General features: G+C 63.8%; 15 protein-coding genes and 2 tRNA genes. 3 read left to right on the forward strand and 14 right to left on the reverse strand.

Going from position 1 to position 16475, the window contains the following annotated elements:
- Nucleotides 1-119: 119 nt before the first annotated feature.
- The 6 genes from ATN38_RS30155 to ATN38_RS30180 all read right to left on the reverse strand — a co-directional run bounded on the left by ATN38_RS30155 (nucleotide 120) and on the right by ATN38_RS30180 (nucleotide 6348).
- Entirely contained in the window at nucleotides 120-2303 is a 2184-nt protein-coding gene (locus tag ATN38_RS30155) for a malate synthase G (protein WP_073513315.1), read from the reverse strand.
- Nucleotides 2304-2455: 152 nt separating this feature from the next.
- Complete coding sequence (locus tag ATN38_RS30160; protein WP_218749282.1) at nucleotides 2456-3706, reverse strand: trans-acting enoyl reductase family protein; 1251 nt, start codon at nucleotides 3704-3706, stop codon at nucleotides 2456-2458.
- Nucleotides 3707-3750: 44 nt separating this feature from the next.
- A complete protein-coding gene (locus tag ATN38_RS30165; protein ID WP_003946198.1) occupies nucleotides 3751-4182 on the reverse strand; it encodes a universal stress protein in 432 nt (143 codons plus the stop codon).
- A gap of 182 nt (nucleotides 4183-4364) precedes the next feature.
- Nucleotides 4365-5906, reverse strand: a complete 1542-nt coding sequence (locus tag ATN38_RS30170; protein ID WP_256932237.1) for an SDR family NAD(P)-dependent oxidoreductase — start codon at nucleotides 5904-5906, stop codon at nucleotides 4365-4367.
- 108 nt (nucleotides 5907-6014) lie between these two features.
- Nucleotides 6015-6100, reverse strand: a tRNA-Leu gene (locus tag ATN38_RS30175).
- A gap of 162 nt (nucleotides 6101-6262) precedes the next feature.
- Nucleotides 6263-6348, reverse strand: a tRNA-Leu gene (locus ATN38_RS30180).
- Between the two features lie 159 nt (nucleotides 6349-6507).
- On the opposite strand from ATN38_RS30180, the gene ATN38_RS30185 reads away from it, so the two are divergent.
- Together ATN38_RS30185 and ATN38_RS30190 are read left to right on the forward strand one after the other, a co-directional pair.
- Nucleotides 6508-7860, forward strand: a complete 1353-nt coding sequence (locus ATN38_RS30185) for a M20/M25/M40 family metallo-hydrolase (RefSeq protein ID WP_003946170.1) — start codon at nucleotides 6508-6510, stop codon at nucleotides 7858-7860.
- A gap of 65 nt (nucleotides 7861-7925) precedes the next feature.
- Nucleotides 7926-8462 (forward strand): YbhB/YbcL family Raf kinase inhibitor-like protein, encoded by a 537-nt coding sequence (locus tag ATN38_RS30190; protein WP_007733394.1) that lies wholly within the window; start codon nucleotides 7926-7928, stop codon nucleotides 8460-8462.
- Between the two features lie 59 nt (nucleotides 8463-8521).
- Here ATN38_RS30190 and ATN38_RS30195 read toward each other — a convergent pair whose 3' ends face one another.
- From ATN38_RS30195 to ATN38_RS30205, 3 genes are all read right to left on the reverse strand, one after another.
- Nucleotides 8522-9592, reverse strand: coding sequence for a quinone-dependent dihydroorotate dehydrogenase (locus ATN38_RS30195; RefSeq protein WP_003946149.1), 1071 nt, complete (start codon nucleotides 9590-9592; stop codon nucleotides 8522-8524).
- A 75-nt stretch (nucleotides 9593-9667) separates the two neighbouring features.
- Nucleotides 9668-9916 (reverse strand): DUF5703 family protein, encoded by a 249-nt coding sequence (locus tag ATN38_RS30200; RefSeq protein ID WP_003946171.1) that lies wholly within the window; start codon nucleotides 9914-9916, stop codon nucleotides 9668-9670.
- On the reverse strand, nucleotides 9916-10941 hold the full coding sequence (locus ATN38_RS30205) for a YncE family protein (protein ID WP_218749283.1): 1026 nt from the start codon (nucleotides 10939-10941) through the stop codon (nucleotides 9916-9918). The genes ATN38_RS30200 and ATN38_RS30205 overlap by 1 nt, the downstream gene beginning before the upstream one ends.
- A gap of 183 nt (nucleotides 10942-11124) precedes the next feature.
- On the opposite strand from ATN38_RS30205, the gene ATN38_RS30210 reads away from it, so the two are divergent.
- A complete protein-coding gene (locus tag ATN38_RS30210; protein WP_042924727.1) occupies nucleotides 11125-11547 on the forward strand; it encodes a hypothetical protein in 423 nt (140 codons plus the stop codon).
- Here ATN38_RS30210 and ATN38_RS30215 read toward each other — a convergent pair.
- The 5 genes from ATN38_RS30215 to ATN38_RS30235 form a co-directional block, all read right to left on the reverse strand.
- Entirely contained in the window at nucleotides 11528-12391 is an 864-nt protein-coding gene (locus ATN38_RS30215; RefSeq protein ID WP_037132661.1) for a heme ABC transporter ATP-binding protein, read from the reverse strand. The genes ATN38_RS30210 and ATN38_RS30215 overlap by 20 nt on opposite strands.
- On the reverse strand, nucleotides 12388-13485 hold the full coding sequence (locus ATN38_RS30220) for an iron ABC transporter permease (protein ID WP_030537529.1): 1098 nt from the start codon (nucleotides 13483-13485) through the stop codon (nucleotides 12388-12390). The genes ATN38_RS30215 and ATN38_RS30220 overlap by 4 nt, the downstream gene beginning before the upstream one ends.
- A gap of 63 nt (nucleotides 13486-13548) precedes the next feature.
- Nucleotides 13549-14556: a hemin ABC transporter substrate-binding protein gene (locus tag ATN38_RS30225; RefSeq protein WP_003946195.1), complete on the reverse strand. Its 1008-nt coding sequence runs from the start codon at nucleotides 14554-14556 to the stop codon at nucleotides 13549-13551.
- Complete coding sequence (locus ATN38_RS30230; protein ID WP_003946162.1) at nucleotides 14553-15239, reverse strand: heme oxygenase (biliverdin-producing); 687 nt, start codon at nucleotides 15237-15239, stop codon at nucleotides 14553-14555. Before ATN38_RS30230 ends, ATN38_RS30225 begins: the two co-directional genes overlap by 4 nt.
- A 92-nt stretch (nucleotides 15240-15331) precedes the next feature.
- On the reverse strand, nucleotides 15332-16267 hold the full coding sequence (locus ATN38_RS30235) for an aldo/keto reductase (protein ID WP_003946175.1): 936 nt from the start codon (nucleotides 16265-16267) through the stop codon (nucleotides 15332-15334).
- Between the last annotated feature and the right edge of the window lie 208 nt (nucleotides 16268-16475).

The raw sequence follows: 16475 nt of genomic DNA on the forward strand, positions 1-16475 counted from the left end.
AACGGACTGTGTCCTCGGCCAGTCTAGTGACGAAACTTCGGGGCCTACGCGAACAGCCTCGACACCGGGAGCGGTGCCGAGGCTGTTCGGGTTCAGCTTCGAGTTCGAAGAAGGTGAAATCAGGCGTTGGCAGCCTTGTACTCGCGGCGGCGGCGATGCAGGATCGGCTCCGTGTATCCGCTGGGCTGCTTCGCGCCTTCGAGGATGAGTTCCTTGGCAGCCTGGAACGCGATGTTGGAATCGAAATCAGGTGCCATGTTGCGGTACTCGGCGTCGCCCTCGTTCTGACGGTCGACAACCGGGGCCATGCGTTCGAGTGCACTGACAACGTCGCTCTCGCTGACGATGCCGTGACGCAGCCAGTTGGCGAGCAGCTGGCTCGAGATGCGCAGCGTGGCGCGATCCTCCATGAGCGCGACATCGTGGATGTCGGGAACCTTGGAGCAGCCGACGCCCGCGTCGATCCAACGGACCACGTAGCCGAGGATGGACTGGCAGTTGTTGTCGAGCTCTTCCTTCTTCTCCGCGTCCGTCCAGTCGGTGCTGGGAGCGAGCGGGATGGTCAGGATGTCGTCGACGCTCGCGCGAGGCTTGCCCTTCAGGCTGTCCTGAACTGCGAACACGTCGACGCGGTGGTAGTGCGTCGCGTGCAGCGTTGCGCCGGTCGGCGAAGGTACCCATGCGGTGTTGGCGCCGGCCTTGGGGTGACCGATCTTCTGCTCGAGCATGTCTGCCATCAACTCGGTCATGGCCCACATGCCCTTGCCGATCTGGGCCTTGCCCTGCAGACCGCAGGCCAGACCGGTGTCGACGTTCCAGTCCTCGTAGGCGCCGATCCACTTCTGCTTCTTCATCTCGCCCTTGCGCACCATCGCGCCGGCTTCCATGGAGGTGTGGATCTCGTCGCCGGTGCGGTCGAGGAAGCCGGTGTTGATGAACACCACGCGGTCGACGGCTTCCTTGATGCAGGCGGCGAGGTTGACCGTCGTACGACGCTCCTCGTCCATGATGCCGACCTTGAGCGTGTTCTCCGGAAGCCCGAGGACCTGCTCGACACGGCCGAACAGTTCGGTGGTGAAGGCAACTTCCTCGGGACCGTGCTGCTTGGGCTTGACGATGTAGATCGAGCCGGTGCGGCTGTTGTCGAGCGGTCCGTTGGCGTCACTGATCGAGAGGCCGTGCACTGCACAGGCACTGGTGATCAAGGCGTCGAGGATGCCCTCGGGGACCTCGTTGCCGTCGGCGTCGAGGATCGCAGGGTTGGTCATGAGGTGACCGACGTTGCGGACGAACAGGAGCGAACGACCGTGCAGGCTGAGTTCGCTGCCGTCGACTGCGGTGTACTTACGGTCGCCGTTGAGCGTGCGGGTGAAGGACTTGGCGCCCTTCTTGATCTCCTCGGACAAGTCACCGCGGTTGAGACCCAACCAGTTTCGGTAGCCGACAACCTTGTCGTCGGCGTCGACAGCGGCGACCGAGTCCTCGAAGTCCATGATCGTGGTGACGGCGGATTCGAGAACGACGTCCTTGACGCCGGCGGCGTCGGTGCTGCCGATCGGGGACGAGGCGTCGATCTGGATCTCGGCGTGCAATCCGTTGTTCAGCAGCAGGATGCTCGTCGGTGCGTCCTTCTCGCCGAGGTAGCCGACGAACTTCTCCGGCTGGGCGAGCGTGGTGACAGCACCGTCTGCCAACGTGATCTTCAGTTCACTGCCGTCGACAACGTACTTGGTTGAATCTGCATGCGATCCCGACGCGAGAGGTGCTGCCGCATCGAGGAATTCACGCGCCCAGGCGATGACCTTGTCGCCGCGGACCTTGTTGTAGCCGGAACCCTTCTCGGCGCCGTTCTCCTCGGAGATGGCGTTGGTGCCGTACAGCGCGTCGTACAACGAACCCCAGCGGGCGTTGGACGCGTTGAGTGCGAAGCGCGCGTTGAGGATCGGCACGACCAACTGCGGGCCGGCCGTCGAGGTGATCTCGGTGTCGACGTTCGCGGTGGTGACCGAGAATTCGGCAGGCGTCGGCAGGAGGTAGCCGATTTCCTGCAGGAACGCCTTGTATGCAGCGGCGTCGATGGGAGCGCCGGCGTGATCGCGATGCCACTGATCGATCTGAGCCTGCAGATCGTCACGCTTGGCAAGCAAGTCGCGGTTCTTCGGTGCGAGCTCGGTGATGACCTTGTCGGCGCCGGCCCAGAACGTTTCGGCGTCTACACCGGTGCCGGGAAGAGCCTCCTCGACCACGAAGTCGTAGAGAACCTTGGCAACCTGAAGACTGCCGACCTGAACGCGCTCAGTCATGAATAGCCTCACTTTTCCGAAAGCGGAGCATCACATATGGATGCCATGAACCAACATCAATGTTACCTGGGAGTATTCCCACCGCTGTCCGCGCCCTGAGCTGCGATAATCGGGCGCGAAGAGCTGAAACGATCAAGTGAAATTCGTTCTGTCTAGAGTTTGCGCGCGGAAATCTCGAAACCAGCCGCGCGCAGACGCTCGACCAGGACGTCGCCGAGCGCTGTCGCTGGAGTCAAAACGCCGGTGGCCGGGGGAAGAGCCTTGTGGTCCTTCGCCAACGACAACGCAGATTCGCCGAGCATTACCGCCGTCGCGCTGTATCCCGGGTCGCCCTTCGCCTTCACTCGTGAGGTGTATCGGGCGCCGGTCGTGGTCGTGGTGAACACGTCGAGCGTGAAGTGGCCCTTCTTCTGGGTGCTCTCGCTCGGACCTTCACCGGGAGCCGGCAATACCTTGTCGAGAAGGAAGCGCGTCGGGGGAAGGGCGAGTCCGGCGACCAGCGCACCGAGGCCGACCGCCACGCCGCCCGCAATCACCGGTGACACCACCGAAGAGCCGACACTCATCACCTCGCTGTACTTGAACTTCTTGCCGTACGCCCACTCTCGGAGCGCATTGCTGCGACGGACGACTCGTGTGTTGTACGACGCCATCACGAACGGCGCTTTCCACCCCTTCAGCGAAGGATCGATCTTCTTGCCGTCGACCACGCTCACGTCGCTCTGGCGTCCGAGTTCGGGCTCCCGATCACGATCGGGGCTCAGCGAGTACGGCGAGGCAGCAAGTTTCCGCAGGCGCGCATCGTCTTTCGACACGTCGATCTGGTTGCGAAGCGAATCGATGGTGCCACCGCTCACGCCGCCGCGCAGGGCCGTGACCACCAGGGTGGTGTCCGTGAGCTCGCCGGCGCCGTCGGCGGCGACCTTCTCGTGCAGGACGTGAACTCCGAGATCGGAAGGGATGGAATCGAATCCGCAGGAATGGACGATCTTGGCACCGGTCGAGACCGCCAGCTCATGGTTGTCGTCGATGCTCTCGCGGTGGAACAGCACCTCACCGGTGAGGTCGACGTAATGAGTTCCGGCGGAGGCGCATTCGTGAACGAGGGCGTGGCCGTACTTGGCATACGGGCCGACCGTGGTGGCGACGACCCGAGTTCGCTGCGCGAGCGCCTTCAATGCGGTGGCGTCGTCGGCGTCGGCAATGATCAGGGGGAGATCGGCCGCGGCGGTACCCAGATCGGCGCGAGTGGCTGCCAACTTCTCGAGGGAACGGCCACCGAGGCCGATCTTCGTGCCTTCGGGAGCATGTTTGACGAGGTAGTCGGCGAGTAGCTTACCGACGAAGCCGCTCGCTCCGTAGACGATGATGTCGAGTTCTCGGGCGGGCGAGGTTCCAGTCATGAAGCCAGCCTACAAACGAGCACCCGAAAGTGATGTGACCGAGGTCACTCGGCGGGGAGGGGTTCCTTGACGACGAGTATCGGAGCCTCCACTTCGAGCAGGAGACGCTGCAGCGGGCGTTCGAGGAGGAACTTGCCGATGGGGGACATCCGGCGTGTTCCGACGATCAGGAGATCGACACCCGCGTCGTGGACCAGGTCGACGAGCGCGGTAACCGGATCGCCGTCGTGCTCGGTGGTGCGCAGATCCCACTTCGTCTCCGAGAATCCACCGGCGTCGAGCGCTGACTGGATCTCGCCGCGAAGAGCGGCCCGATCGTCCTCGGTGTCTCCGAGGTTGACCGTGCCTCCGATGTTGACGTCGTCCAGGACGTGCAGAACCAGCAGTTCCTCGCTTCGACCCACGGATTCCCGTGCAGCGGCCACGATTGCGGCGCGGCCTTCCGGGCTGTCCTTGTGTACGACGGCGATCGTCATGGTTCCTCCGAGTCGGTGAGCAGGTACGCACTCCATTATCGCCTGCAATGCTGTGCTCTACCTGAAATGAGCTACTCGACACGGGGGTTTGGGGGTGACGAGATCGCCACATCGGGGCGGCTAGGTGCTGCCTGTCACCACCGCGGCTGTGCCGCCCATCACCACCGCGGCTGTGCCGCCCATCACCACGGCGAGGGTTTGTAGTCCTTGAGGAAGCAGCCGTGCAGGTCGACGCCCAGTTCACCCTGAACGATGGGGTCGTAGACGCGGGCGGCACCGTCGACGAGGTCGAGTGGTGCGTGAAAACCTTCGTCGGCCAGACGCATCTTGGTGAAGTGTGGGCGTTCGTCGGTGATCCAGCCGGTGTCGACGGCGGTCATGAGGATGCCGTCGTCGAGCATTTCCTTGGAGCTGGTGCGGGTCAGCATGTTCAGTGCTGCCTTGGCCATGTTGGTGTGCGGGTGGCCAGGGCCCTTGTACGCGCGGCTGAACTGGCCTTCCATGGCGGAAACGTTCACGACGTACTTGCGTCGCGCAGCGGCCGCAGCCATCGACGGGCGCAAGCGCGAAACGAGGATGAAGGGCGCGACCGAGTTGCAGAGCTGGACTTCGAGAAGCTCGATCGGATCGACCTCTTCGACGGTCTGAACCCAACTGTTGGTGTGCGCGAGGTCGGGCAGCAGCCCGCCCGCGTCGATGGCGATGCCCTGCTCGATGCGATCGGGTGACGCCGACTTGGCGACGAGGGCGAGTGAACTGACCGCGTCGGCGGACAGATTTCCGGAGGTGATGCTTGCGACGTCCGACAGCGATCCGGCCAGAGCAGCGGGGTGAGCGTCGCTCGTCTTGCCGAAGGTCAGGACATCAGGCAGGTCACCGGCGGGAAGCGCACCGGACTCGGCGTCGACCAAGGCGCCGTAAGCACCGGGGGACCGTCGAACAGTTTGTGCGGCGTTGTTGATCAGGATGTCGAGCGGACCCTGTGCGGCAACGGAATCCGCGAGTGCAACAACCTGGGCGGGGTCGCGGAGGTCGATGCCGACGATGCGCAGACGATGAATCCAGTCGTTGCTGTCTTCCATCGCCTTGAATCGGCGGATCGCGTCGTTGGGGAATCGCGTCGTGATGGTCAGATGTGCACCGTCACGCAACAGGCGCAACGCGATGTACATACCGATTTTCGCGCGGCCGCCGGTCAGAAGTGCGCGTCGGCCGGTGAGATCAGTGCTGGCATCACGTTTGCTGCGGCTGGTGGCAGCGCATTCGGGGCACAGTTGGTGGTAGAAGGCGTCGACTGCGGTGTAGCGCTGCTTGCAGATGTAGCACGGCCGCGCCTTGATGAGCGTGCCGGCGGAGGCGCCGGCGGTGTTCGACTTGATCGGAATGCCTGCGGTCTCGTCGTCGATGCGATCGGGTGAACCGGTGGCAGTCGCAGCGACCACTTGGCGGTCGGCTTCGTTGACGGCTGCGCGCGAGGCGAGGCGACGCTTCTTCTTGAGTCGCTTGAACAGATGGCCGACAGCGCGCTGCATGGTGATCGAATCGGGATGCTCGTCGTCGAGTTCGGCGGCTTCGGAAAGGACCTTCAGGCAGATTTCGAGTTCTGCGGGGTCGAGTCCGGTGAGTTCGGCTCGAGCAGATTCTGAATCGGCTGTTTCCAGCGAATCTGCCTGCAGTGCATCCGACTTCTTGGTGTCTGTATCCACTTCGAACTTCTGTTCCATCTCGATCGCCGCTCGCGCGGACTGTTCCCTGGTGCGGGAACTTCGCCAATTACGAGAAAAGCTCCGGTTCGATGAACCGGAGCTTTTCCTGTCTGTCTCAACACAGAGTGTCCGAGGGGGGACTTGAACCCCCACGTCCGTTAATAGGACACTAGCACCTCAAGCTAGCGCGTCTGCCATTCCGCCACTCGGACTCGGCCCCGATTTCTCGGTGCTGGGAAAGAGTATCCGATGCCATCCCCAGGTCCCAAATCGCCCCACTGCTGTGCGCCTTTATTAACCGCCGGGGGTTAATAAAGGCGCACAGCAAAAAGACCCCAGCCTGATCAGGCTGGGGTCTTTCTGCTGTATTCGAGTGTCCGAGGGGGGACTTGAACCCCCACGTCCGTTAATAGGACACTAGCACCTCAAGCTAGCGCGTCTGCCATTCCGCCACTCGGACTCGGCCCCGATTTCTCGGTGCTGGGAAAGAGTATCCGATTAGGTGAGCTGCCCCAAATCGCCAGGTTGCGGGGCATTCCNTAGGTGAGCTGCCCCAAATCGCCAGGTTGCGGGGCATTCCGGTCGCCCGCGTCGTTTGATTCGATGGTAGGAAAGTGGAATGACCACAACCCCGAATAATCCGAATCCGAGCAGAGCCGAAGCAGAAGTAGTCGAACTGGTCAGTTCCCTCATCCGCTTCGACACCTCGAACACGGGAGAACTCGAAACCACCAAAGGCGAGCGTGCGTGCGCGGAGTGGGTTGCCGCGCAGCTTCAAGAAGTCGGTTACGAGACGGAATACGTCGAGTCCGGAGCACCCGGCCGTGGGAATGTCTTTGCTCGCTTGAAGGGAGCCGAGTCGGGTCGTGGTGCGTTGATGCTTCACGGTCACCTCGACGTAGTTCCGGCCGAGCCCGCCGACTGGAGCGTCCATCCCTTTGCCGGCACCGTCCAGGACGGTTACGTCTGGGGGCGCGGCGCCGTGGACATGAAGGACATGGTCGGGATGATCCTGGCCCTCGCCAGACAGTTCAAGGCGGAAGGCGTCGTACCGCCGCGTGATCTGGTGTTCGCCTTCGTGGCGGACGAGGAAGCGGGCGGAAAGTACGGATGCCAGTGGCTGGTCGAGCACCGCCCGGATCTGTTCGAGGGAGTGACCGAGGCTGTGGGTGAGGTCGGCGGTTTCTCGCTGACGGTTCCGCGGCCTGACGGAACCGACCGCCGGCTCTACCTCGTGGAGACTGCGGAAAAGGGCCTCGGTTGGATGCGTCTGACTGCCAAGGGACGCGCCGGACACGGCTCCTTCCTCCACGACGACAACGCAGTCGCGACACTCGCCGGCGCGGTCTCGAGGCTTGCTGCCCACCAGTTCCCGATCGTGATCTCGGATTCGGTCGCGGAGTTCCTGACCGCCGTCGGCGAGGAGACCGGATTGGACTTCGATCCGGGATCACCCGACATCGACGGAACCCTCGCGAAGCTGGGCACGATCGCCAACATCATCGGCGCGACGTTCCGTGACACCGCGAACCCGACGATGCTCAAGGCCGGATACAAGGCGAACGTCATTCCGCAGACGGCCGAGGCGGTCTTCGACTGCCGTGTGCTGCCGGGACGGCAGGCCGAATTCGAGCGCACGGTGGACCAACTGATCGGTCCCGACGTGACCCGCGAGTGGATCACCAAGCTGGATTCGTACGAAACAACGTTCGACGGCCACCTCGTAGACGCCATGAACGAGGCGATCCTCGCCCACGATCCGGAGGCTCGCACAGTTCCGTACATGCTCTCCGGCGGAACCGACGCGAAGGCATTCGCGAAACTGGGCATTCGCTGCTTCGGCTTCGCGCCGTTGCAGTTGCCGCCCGAGCTGGATTTCAGCGCGCTGTTCCACGGCGTCGACGAGCGAGTTCCGGTGGACGCACTACTGTTCGGGACACGTGTTCTGGAACATTTCCTGCTCAATTCCTGACGAGCACGTAGATAGATCCGTGAGCTCGACGCACATCGAGCTCTCTTGTCACAGAAAGGATTCGCATGGCGCACGATCCGTACGAACCATTGCCGAAGTTGCCGAGTTTCGAGCTGACCAGTGACGACATCACTGCGGGCCAGCCGCTGAAGCTTGCTCAGGCGAGTGGAGCCTTCGGTGTCCCCGGTGGCGAAGACATCTCACCGCAGCTCTCGTGGTCCGGCTTTCCGGCCGAGACGAAGAGCTTCGTCGTGACGGTGTTCGATCCGGACGCACCGACTGCGTCGGGGTTCTGGCACTGGGCCGTGGCGAACATCCCCGCTTCCGTCACCGAGCTCCCCGCCGGTGCCGGCGCGGCGGACAGCGATGTCCTGCCCGCCGGAACCGTCACCCTCCGCCACGACGGTGGCGGGTTCGGTTTCATCGGTGCAGGCCCGCCTCCCGGGCACGGTCCGCATCGCTACATCGTGGCGGTGCATGCCCTCGACGTGGAGACGCTCGACGGAGTCACCCCTGACTCGTCGCCGGCGTTCCTCGGTTTCAACGTGTTCCATCACGCGATTGCGCGTGCAACCTTGACCGGGACGTTCGAGGTCGAATAGTCACTATGCTGTGCGCCTTTTATTAACCGCCCGCGGTTAATAAAGGCGCACAGCAGTTTCTAGCGAGGGTTCTCAGCTCCCACAGCCTGGGCGATCGACGAGAAGCCGGCTGCGCGGACCCGCTTGGCTATGCCCTTGTGGATGCTGCGAGCCCAGAACGGTCCGCCGTAGATGAAGCCGGTGTATCCCTGCACCAGCGTCGCGCCGGCGAGGATGCGTTCCCACGCCTGGTCGGCTGTCTCGATACCGCCGACCGAGATGATGGTCATCTTGTCGCCCACTCGGGCGTACAGGCGCCGAAGTACTTCGAGCGAGCGCTCGGCGACCGGTGCACCGGACAGCCCGCCTGCGCCGAGTGCAGCTACCTCGGCGTCCGGGGTCTTCAAACCGTCGCGACGGATCGTGGTGTTGGTCGCGACGATTCCGGCAAGCCCGAGTTCGATTGCCAGATCGGCGACCGCGTCGACGTCCTCGTCCGAGAGATCGGGCGCGATCTTCACCAGTACCGGCACGCTGACGGTGTCGAGCACGGCCTGCAGGATCGGGCGCAGTGATTCGACGGCCTGCAGATCACGGAGTCCGGGCGTGTTCGGCGAGCTGACATTCACGACCATGAAGTCGGCCAGCGGACCCAGAAGCTGCGCGCTGGCGGTGTAGTCGGCAGCGGCGTCGGCGGCTTCGACGATCTTGGTCTTGCCGATGTTGGCACCGATCGGGACCGTGACGCGGCGCTGTCGCAGGAAATTCGCCGCGTGACCAGCGCCGTGGTTGTTGAAGCCCATCCGGTTGATCAGAGCGCGGTCGGCCGGAAGACGGAAGAGACGCGGTGCGGGGTTACCGGGCTGAGCCTGGGCCGTCACTGTTCCGACCTCGGCGAAACCGAATCCCAACGGGCCCCAGGCGTCGACTCCGGTGGCGTCCTTGTCGAATCCTGCGGCGAGGCCGAGAGGTGCCGGGAACGTCAGACCGAATGCCTGACTCCGCAGAACCGGGTCGTCGACGACAAGGACTTTTGCGACCAGCCAGCGAAGGGGAGCGAACCGTGTCACCAGTTTCATCGCGGTGAAGGCAATGTGGTGGATGCGTTCCGGTGGGACCCGGAACATCAGGCTCAGCAGCAGTTGGTACACGATTCTCCAGCTCTTCGATGGTGTGATTTTGTCAGCGGTTTCGACAGCGGCGGGCCCTGGTCGTCTGTTGGACGATCAGTGCTGAATGCCGTCCGGATCGGTCACGTGCAGCGGCGTCTTCTTTCGCTTGAGGAGCACGCGACGACTGCCGTCGGGGTAGAGACGGACTCGGGAGAGTTCCCATCCGCCGAACTCGGCGGAGATCGCCAGGCGCATCGACGCCGTTACCCGCGAAACGTTCGGCGGTAGCCGGAGCGGCACGTAGTCGAACTTGTCGTCCGACGTCTCCCACTGCGCGGGGATCCCGCGCGTACGCTTTTCCATCAGTTCTCCCGTGACGGGATGACCTGCAGCCCGTCACCGGTTGCCGATCCGACGATCAGATTGCCGTTGGAAGAGTCTACGGCCAACGAATTCGGCTGTCGCACCGTCTTGAACCGTCCGGTCTCCACGGGGATGCCGGACGACAGATCGAAGCCGACCACTTCGTTGGTCGCGGTCAGCGTGACCCACACCCGATCCGCGGCCTCGTCGTAGGCAACGGCGTACGGCGACTCGCCGACGGGGTAGCGCTGGTGCATCAGGAGCGGATCGGCAGTGAAGACGAGCAGTTCGTTGCCGGTGGTGTCGGTGACCAGAATGCGTCCGAAGCGATCGGTGGCCAGATGAGTTGCGCCCTCACCGGCGCGGAGAGCGACGCCGAGTTTGCCGTCTTCGAGGTTGATCGCCGTCAGCGAGGTCTGACGGTGATCGAGGGCGCTCAGGTTGTCGCCGGTGACCGCGAGTTCGTCGACCGATGCGAATCCCGAAACTGTCTGTGACTGATCGTTCTTCGGGTCGACGATGTGAACTGAGCCATTGTCCGTGCCGATCGCGATGCGGCCGTCGTTGAGTTCGACCGCTGAATTCGCCTGCCCGTCTACCGGGATGGACGTCTGTTCGCCCGAAGTCAGATTCAGCTTCACGACCTGGCGATCCATCGACAGAAGAGCGCTACCGTCAGAGCCGATCGAAACGTCGCGTACGTCGGAATCCAGGGCTGTTGGACGACCTGCAGAGGCGGGGTCGGCGCCGGCCAAACTGTCCGAAGGAACGACCAGCACCGAACGGGGGTCGCTGGCAACCACTACAGCGCTGCGCGTGATCGGGTCGAATGTGATGGAATCGATCAGACCTGAATACGGGTGAACCACGCCGTCCGGGGTACTGGTGGTGGCCGGTGAGACCGCTGCCGTTGCGGGATCGATCGTGATGAGGTCGTCTCCGCCATCTCCGGAAGAACATCCTGTGACCAGCAGAACCGCCGCCCCCATTGCTGCTGCAGTGGTGCGGATCCCTAGGCGAGCCATGTGTAGTTCCTCTTTTTCTTGTCATCTGTTCTTCACGCAGTGCGACTGTCATCGATCATCCCTGATCGCAGTCGGGCGCCGTTCATCGCGTCGAGGAACTACCGACCATTCCGCTCACACCCTTGACGCGATACCGTACGAACAGCGATTGCGGTTGACGCTGCAATCACCGAGGAGATCATTGTGATTCCCACAGAACCCACCGATTCCGGCGCGCAGTCGCCCGAACCGGCGCGGCCGGGCTTCGAGATCGAGGACCTCACCGTCGGCGCCCATGCACACGGTTTCGGCAGGTCCGACGGTCGAACTTTCGCGTTCCGCGTACGAAAGAGCATGCTGTTCGTCGAGGTATACGGCGAATACTGCGAGCACAGTGTGCCGACCCCTGCAGACGTTGTCGCCACCGCGGAGCGATCGGTGACCGACATCGATCTGACCGACGAGCGAAGCATCGCCGGTGTGGTCCGCGACGCAGTTCTGTCCACGGAGGCTGATTGGTCACAGCCCGGTCCCGGTGACGGAGTTCGTGAGAGCGACGGTCGCAGCCTGCCGACGGTGAGAGCCGTCCTGAACAGGCTGGGATCGATCATCGATTCTGTTCGGTGAATTCTCGGCGCGGGATGACCAGCGTTGCTCCGGTTGTCGGATGCGGGAAGACCTCGACCGGATAACCGTAGACGCGGGTCAGAAGCTCTTCGTGCAACACCGATTCCGGGGGACCGTCAGCGGCGATGCGGCCGTTTTCGAGCACGACGATCCGATCCGCGTACGCCGCTGCCAACGCGAGGTCGTGCAAAACGACGACGACGGCATCGCCGTCCGCAGCGCGAGCGCGCGCCACGGACATCACCGCTTCCTGGTGTCCGAGGTCGAGAGCTGCAGTCGGCTCGTCCAGCAGGATGGTCGACGTTTCCTGTGCCAGTACCCGGGCCAGCGCGACCCGCGCCTGCTCGCCGCCGGACAGCACGGCGAACGGCCGATTGGCGAACCCCTCGACATCGCAGGTCTTCATCGCCGCGGTGATAGCAGCGCCGTCGCGGTCTTCTCGGCGAGTTCCGGTCCATGGCGCACGTCCCATACGAACCACCTGGCGAGCGCTGAACGAAAATCCGATGGTGTGTTTCTGGGGGAGCACCGCGCGTCGGCGCGCCATGTCGATCGGCGACCACTGAGTGAGGTCGGTGCCGTCAACGTCCACCCGCCCAGCGATGACGGGCTGATCACCGGCCAACGCCGCAAGAAGAGTCGACTTACCGGCGCCGTTCGGTCCGACGAGAACGACTAGCTCGCCTGCCCGGACTTCGATGGACACGCCTTCCAGAATCTGCCGACCACCGCGTTCAACGGTGATGTCGCGCGCCTCGAGGGTGACATCACCGACGCCAGGGCTTTCCGGTTCGGGGGTGACGCGGCCGAACAGTTCGCGCCAGTTTCTTACGAGGCTGCTCATGCCCACCCGCCCTGTTGCGCGCGCGTGCGTCGGAGAAGCCAGAAGAAGAAGGGGCCGCCCACCAGAGCGGTCAGCATTCCGAGGGGCAGGTCTGCGTTGTCGATCAGCGACCGCGAGCCCAGATCTGCGACAAGCAGAACCAGTGCGCCGGCGAGGGCGCTCGCCGGAATCAGCGCGCGGTGGCCAGGTCCGACGAGAATGCGCATCAGGTGCGGAACGACCAGACCGACGAAGAGGATGATGCCGGTGAAGGCAACACTCGCCGAGACCAGGAGAGCGACGATCAGTACCGCGAACTGGCGCAGCCGTTCGACGTTGACGCCCAGGTGACGGGCCGCGTGTTCACCGAGCGCCAGCAGGTCGAGACGTGGGGCGATCATCATGGTCGCGGCGATCCCGACGACGGTCATCGGCGCCACGATCAGGACTGCGTTCCAGGAAGCGCCGTTGAGTGAGCCGAGTTGCCAGAACACGATCTGATCGCGAGCGGACGGGCTGGCGACGAAGGTGAAGAACGCGATGAGCCCGCCGGCGAACGCGTTGATCGCGACGCCCGTCAGCACCAACGTCACTACTTCGGTTCGGCCTTCGTGCCGAGCCAGCAGGTAGACCGCCGCGGTGGTGACCAGCCCGGCGACGAACGCAGCCGCAGCAACGGCCCAGCCGGCCACGAACGTTCCCCCGACGACGATGACAGCACTCGCGCCAACTGCCGCGCCCGCAGACACTCCGATCACTCCGGGTTCTGCGAGCGGATTGGAGAACACACCCTGCAGGAGCGCACCGGAACATCCCAGCGCCGCGCCGACACAGATGGCGAGCACGACGCGGGGGAAACGAACCTCCCACAAAGTCACTTCACCGCTGGGATGGGCGGGCATCGGACCGAGGTCGAGCCCGATGCGATGCAGGATGCTGCCCAAAACCTCGAGAGGCGACGTCGGAACTTGACCGATGCACGCCGACAGCACCGCGACGATCACGAGGGCGAGAGTCAAGCTGACCAGAACCGCACTCACCCGCGACCGCGACGCGGGGCCAGACGCCGACTTGTCGGCGCCCCCGACGTCATGGGAATCCTCGGCTGCGGACACAGTCTTACCTGCTTCGGAACTACCTGTCTCTGTACTCACGAATCAGCACTCACGAATCTTTGCTCACGATCCACCGGGCTCGTAGATCGCTTCGGCGAGTGCCGCCATGACGCGTCCGGTGTTCGGCCCGAAGCTGAGCAGTACACCGTCCGCCATGTCGACTACTCGTTTGTTCTTTCCAGCCGGCGTCTGAGCGATGCCAGGGACCTTTTCGAGGCCGTCGATTCCGCCGATCGATGCCAATCCGTCCGTCATCATCAGCAGGGCGTCAGGCGCTGCGGCGATGAGCGCTTCGCTGGTGATGGGCACGAACTGTTGTGTGATGCCCGAGGCGGTTCCTGCATCGGTGGCGCCGAGTGCCTCGATCAAGGAATCTGCTCCGGACCCTTCACCGCCGATCATGGTGATGGCCGATCCGCGCATGTAGAGGAACGCGATTTTCAGTGGATCGCCCTCGGTGGGGACCAGATCGCGAGCTCCAGCGATTTCCGATTCGGTCCGATCGACCAGCGCCGCGCCCTGGGCGGGGACGCCGAGCGCGTCGGCGACGGCCTGGAGTTGTCCCGGCACACCCTCGAGTGTCCGTGTCGGATCGAAGAAGACGACGGGAACACCGGCGGCGCGCAACTGATCCTGGACGCTCTTGGGCCCGATACTCGTGTCGGTGAGAACAACGGTGGGATTGAGGTCGAGAATTGCCTCGGTGTTGAGCGATTGGCCGCCGACCGTGACAACCGGCACGTCCGCGACTGCAGGAAACTTGGCGGCGGTGTCGCGGCCGACGAGATTGTCACCGAGGCCGAGCGCCACCGTCGTCGTCGCGAGCGTCCCGTAGCGGTCGGCCGCAACGATCCGGCTGTTGTCGGTGATGGTCACGTCGACGCCGTCGAAGCTCTTCACCGTCACGGGCAGTGTCGCGGTCGGGTTGTCGGACACGGGAACCGGGCTGGAATCTTCGAGTACCGCGGTCCTGGCACCCTGAGATGTCGTGGAATTGTCGCTGGGACCGCAAGCCACCAGACCGAAACCGGCTGCTGCGACCAGAGCCGCCGCGGCCAAGCGCTTCATCATTTGACGAGGTAGCTCTCGATGTCGCCTTCGAGGTCGGCGAACAGGTCGCCGTTGAGGCGGTACGCCAGATTCACCTCGTCGATGAAACGCTGCTGTTCCTCGGCAGGAATCTGCAGTGCATCCAGATTCGAGCGGTAGTCGTCCTTGAAAGGCTTCGGCTTGGGGATGCCTTCGAAGATGTAGAAGCGAAGTCCGTCGGTCTCGAATCCGTAGGCGCGCTCGAGCATCCGGCGGATGATCTGTCCGCCCGAGAGATCGCCCATGTACCGAAGGTAGTGATGGGCGACGAAACCGGCAGGCCAGTCGAACGCCACCTCCTTCAGGCGGGCGATGTAGCGCTCGGTTGCCGGCAGGGCCACGAGTTCGTCGCGCCAGTTCGGTCCGCCGAGGAACTCGAGATCGGCTTCGAGTGAAGCCACGCGCAACAGATCCTCGGACAGGAACGGGGCGACCAACTCGTTGTCGGCGTGTGTGCGGCCGGCCTCTTCGAGGCTCGTGTAGACGAGGTACGTCTGTCCCAGAAGTGCGGCGTAGCCAGCCGTGGTCAGCTCACCGCCGAGTAGTGCGCCTACGAATCGCGACTGCTCCGTCTCGCGGTGTGCTGCGTCCGTCTCGGTCTTGATTCGTTCGGAGAAGGCTGGGCCTGCGTCTGCGGAAAGGCTGTCTACGTCGAGCGTGGTCATTGATTCTCCTGAGGCTGTAGTCAAGCGTTGCCTACTAGGTTAGCCTGCCCTCGCCAACACGATACCTCCGGTATTTCGATCAGCGGGACAGATCAAGCGCTCACATCGTCGAGAGCCGCGGCAATCGCTTTCGGAAGTTCCAATTCTTCGGTTGCCAGTACTCCTGTCAACTGGGCGAGATCACGCGTGCCGACGACGGCGCTGGCCACCCCGGCGCGATCGCGCGCCCAGGCCAGTGCCACCGCCAGTGGGGAAGTACCCAGACCGTCGGCAGCGGTAACGACTGCGTCGACCACCCGGATCGAGGAATCGGTCAGATAGCTCTGCACATCCTGCGAATGTGCTTCGTCGGCGCCGCGGGAATCGACGGGAATGCCGTCGCGGTACTTGCCGGTCAGCACACCGCCCGCGAGGGGTACTGCGGCGAACACTCCGACGCCGTGATGGGCCGCCGCTGCGAACAATTCTTCCTCGACGCCGCGTGCGAGCAACGAGTACTCGGCCTGCGTCGCGGCGAGTGTTGTTGCGCCACCGGCTCCTACGGCCGTCGCGAGCTGCCAGCCGAGGTAGCCGCGAACTCCGACGTACCGCACCTTGCCGCTCGAGACGGCGTAGTCGAGGGTTGCTGCAACCTCGTCGACGGGCGTGAGCGGATCCCAGGTTGCGACCTGCCACATGTCGAGGAAGTCGGTTCCGAGTTCACGAAGAGTCGCGTCGAGCTGGCGGAGCAATCCGCGCCGCGAGCAGTCGACGCGGTCGGTGCCGATCGGTGTGGGGTCGATGCCGGCGCTCGAGCTGATGATGAGTTCGTCACGTGGAACGACGTCGTCGAGCAACTCGGCGAGGATCCGTTGCGCCGCACCGGCGCCGTAGGCGGGCGAGGTGTCGACCAGGGTTCCGCCGGCCTCGGCGAACGCAAGTAGCTGTGCAGCAGCCTCGTCGCCGTCCGTGTCGCGTCCCCATGTCAGTGTGCCGAGCCCAAGTCGCGAGACCCGAAGTCCGCTCGTTCCGACAGATCTGTGCTTCATAACCGCCTGCATCTCGCGCCCGACTCGTGTGCGCAAGTGCGGCACCCGAGAGATCTCACCACGTGCAGACTAGTAGGCGCTCGCCTCGAGTCGGGGTATTCGGACACGGACGTGCCGGGCGCGGCGCGGCGCCGTGGGCCCCGGTAGCGTGGCGCCGGTGAAACGTGAACCCGACACACGAAACCTGTGTGCAGTAACCCCATTCGAA

This window comes from Rhodococcus sp. FH8 (genome assembly GCF_019266085.1).
In the GTDB taxonomy this organism is placed as follows: domain Bacteria; phylum Actinomycetota; class Actinomycetes; order Mycobacteriales; family Mycobacteriaceae; genus Rhodococcus_F; species Rhodococcus_F qingshengii.

What these genes read in the sequence shown, in the direction of transcription:
- ATN38_RS30230 (WP_003946162.1), bottom strand. Translation starts at nt 15,239, where the DNA reads ATGACCACGCTCGACGTAGACAGCCTTTCCGCAGACGCAGGCCCAGCC.
- ATN38_RS30205 (WP_218749283.1), bottom strand. Translation starts at nt 10,941, where the DNA reads ATGGCTCGCCTAGGGATCCGCACCACTGCAGCAGCAATGGGGGCGGCG.
- ATN38_RS30225 (WP_003946195.1), bottom strand. Translation starts at nt 14,556, where the DNA reads ATGATGAAGCGCTTGGCCGCGGCGGCTCTGGTCGCAGCAGCCGGTTTC.
- ATN38_RS30170 (WP_256932237.1), bottom strand. Translation starts at nt 5,906, where the DNA reads ATGGAACAGAAGTTCGAAGTGGATACAGACACCAAGAAGTCGGATGCA.
- ATN38_RS30235 (WP_003946175.1), bottom strand. Translation starts at nt 16,267, where the DNA reads ATGAAGCACAGATCTGTCGGAACGAGCGGACTTCGGGTCTCGCGACTT.
- ATN38_RS30165 (WP_003946198.1), bottom strand. Translation starts at nt 4,182, where the DNA reads ATGACGATCGCCGTCGTACACAAGGACAGCCCGGAAGGCCGCGCCGCA.
- ATN38_RS30190 (WP_007733394.1), top strand. Translation starts at nt 7,926, where the DNA reads ATGGCGCACGATCCGTACGAACCATTGCCGAAGTTGCCGAGTTTCGAG.
- ATN38_RS30185 (WP_003946170.1), top strand. Translation starts at nt 6,508, where the DNA reads ATGACCACAACCCCGAATAATCCGAATCCGAGCAGAGCCGAAGCAGAA.
- ATN38_RS30160 (WP_218749282.1), bottom strand. Translation starts at nt 3,706, where the DNA reads ATGACTGGAACCTCGCCCGCCCGAGAACTCGACATCATCGTCTACGGA.
- ATN38_RS30200 (WP_003946171.1), bottom strand. Translation starts at nt 9,916, where the DNA reads ATGGAAAAGCGTACGCGCGGGATCCCCGCGCAGTGGGAGACGTCGGAC.
- ATN38_RS30215 (WP_037132661.1), bottom strand. Translation starts at nt 12,391, where the DNA reads ATGAGCAGCCTCGTAAGAAACTGGCGCGAACTGTTCGGCCGCGTCACC.
- ATN38_RS30155 (WP_073513315.1), bottom strand. Translation starts at nt 2,303, where the DNA reads ATGACTGAGCGCGTTCAGGTCGGCAGTCTTCAGGTTGCCAAGGTTCTC.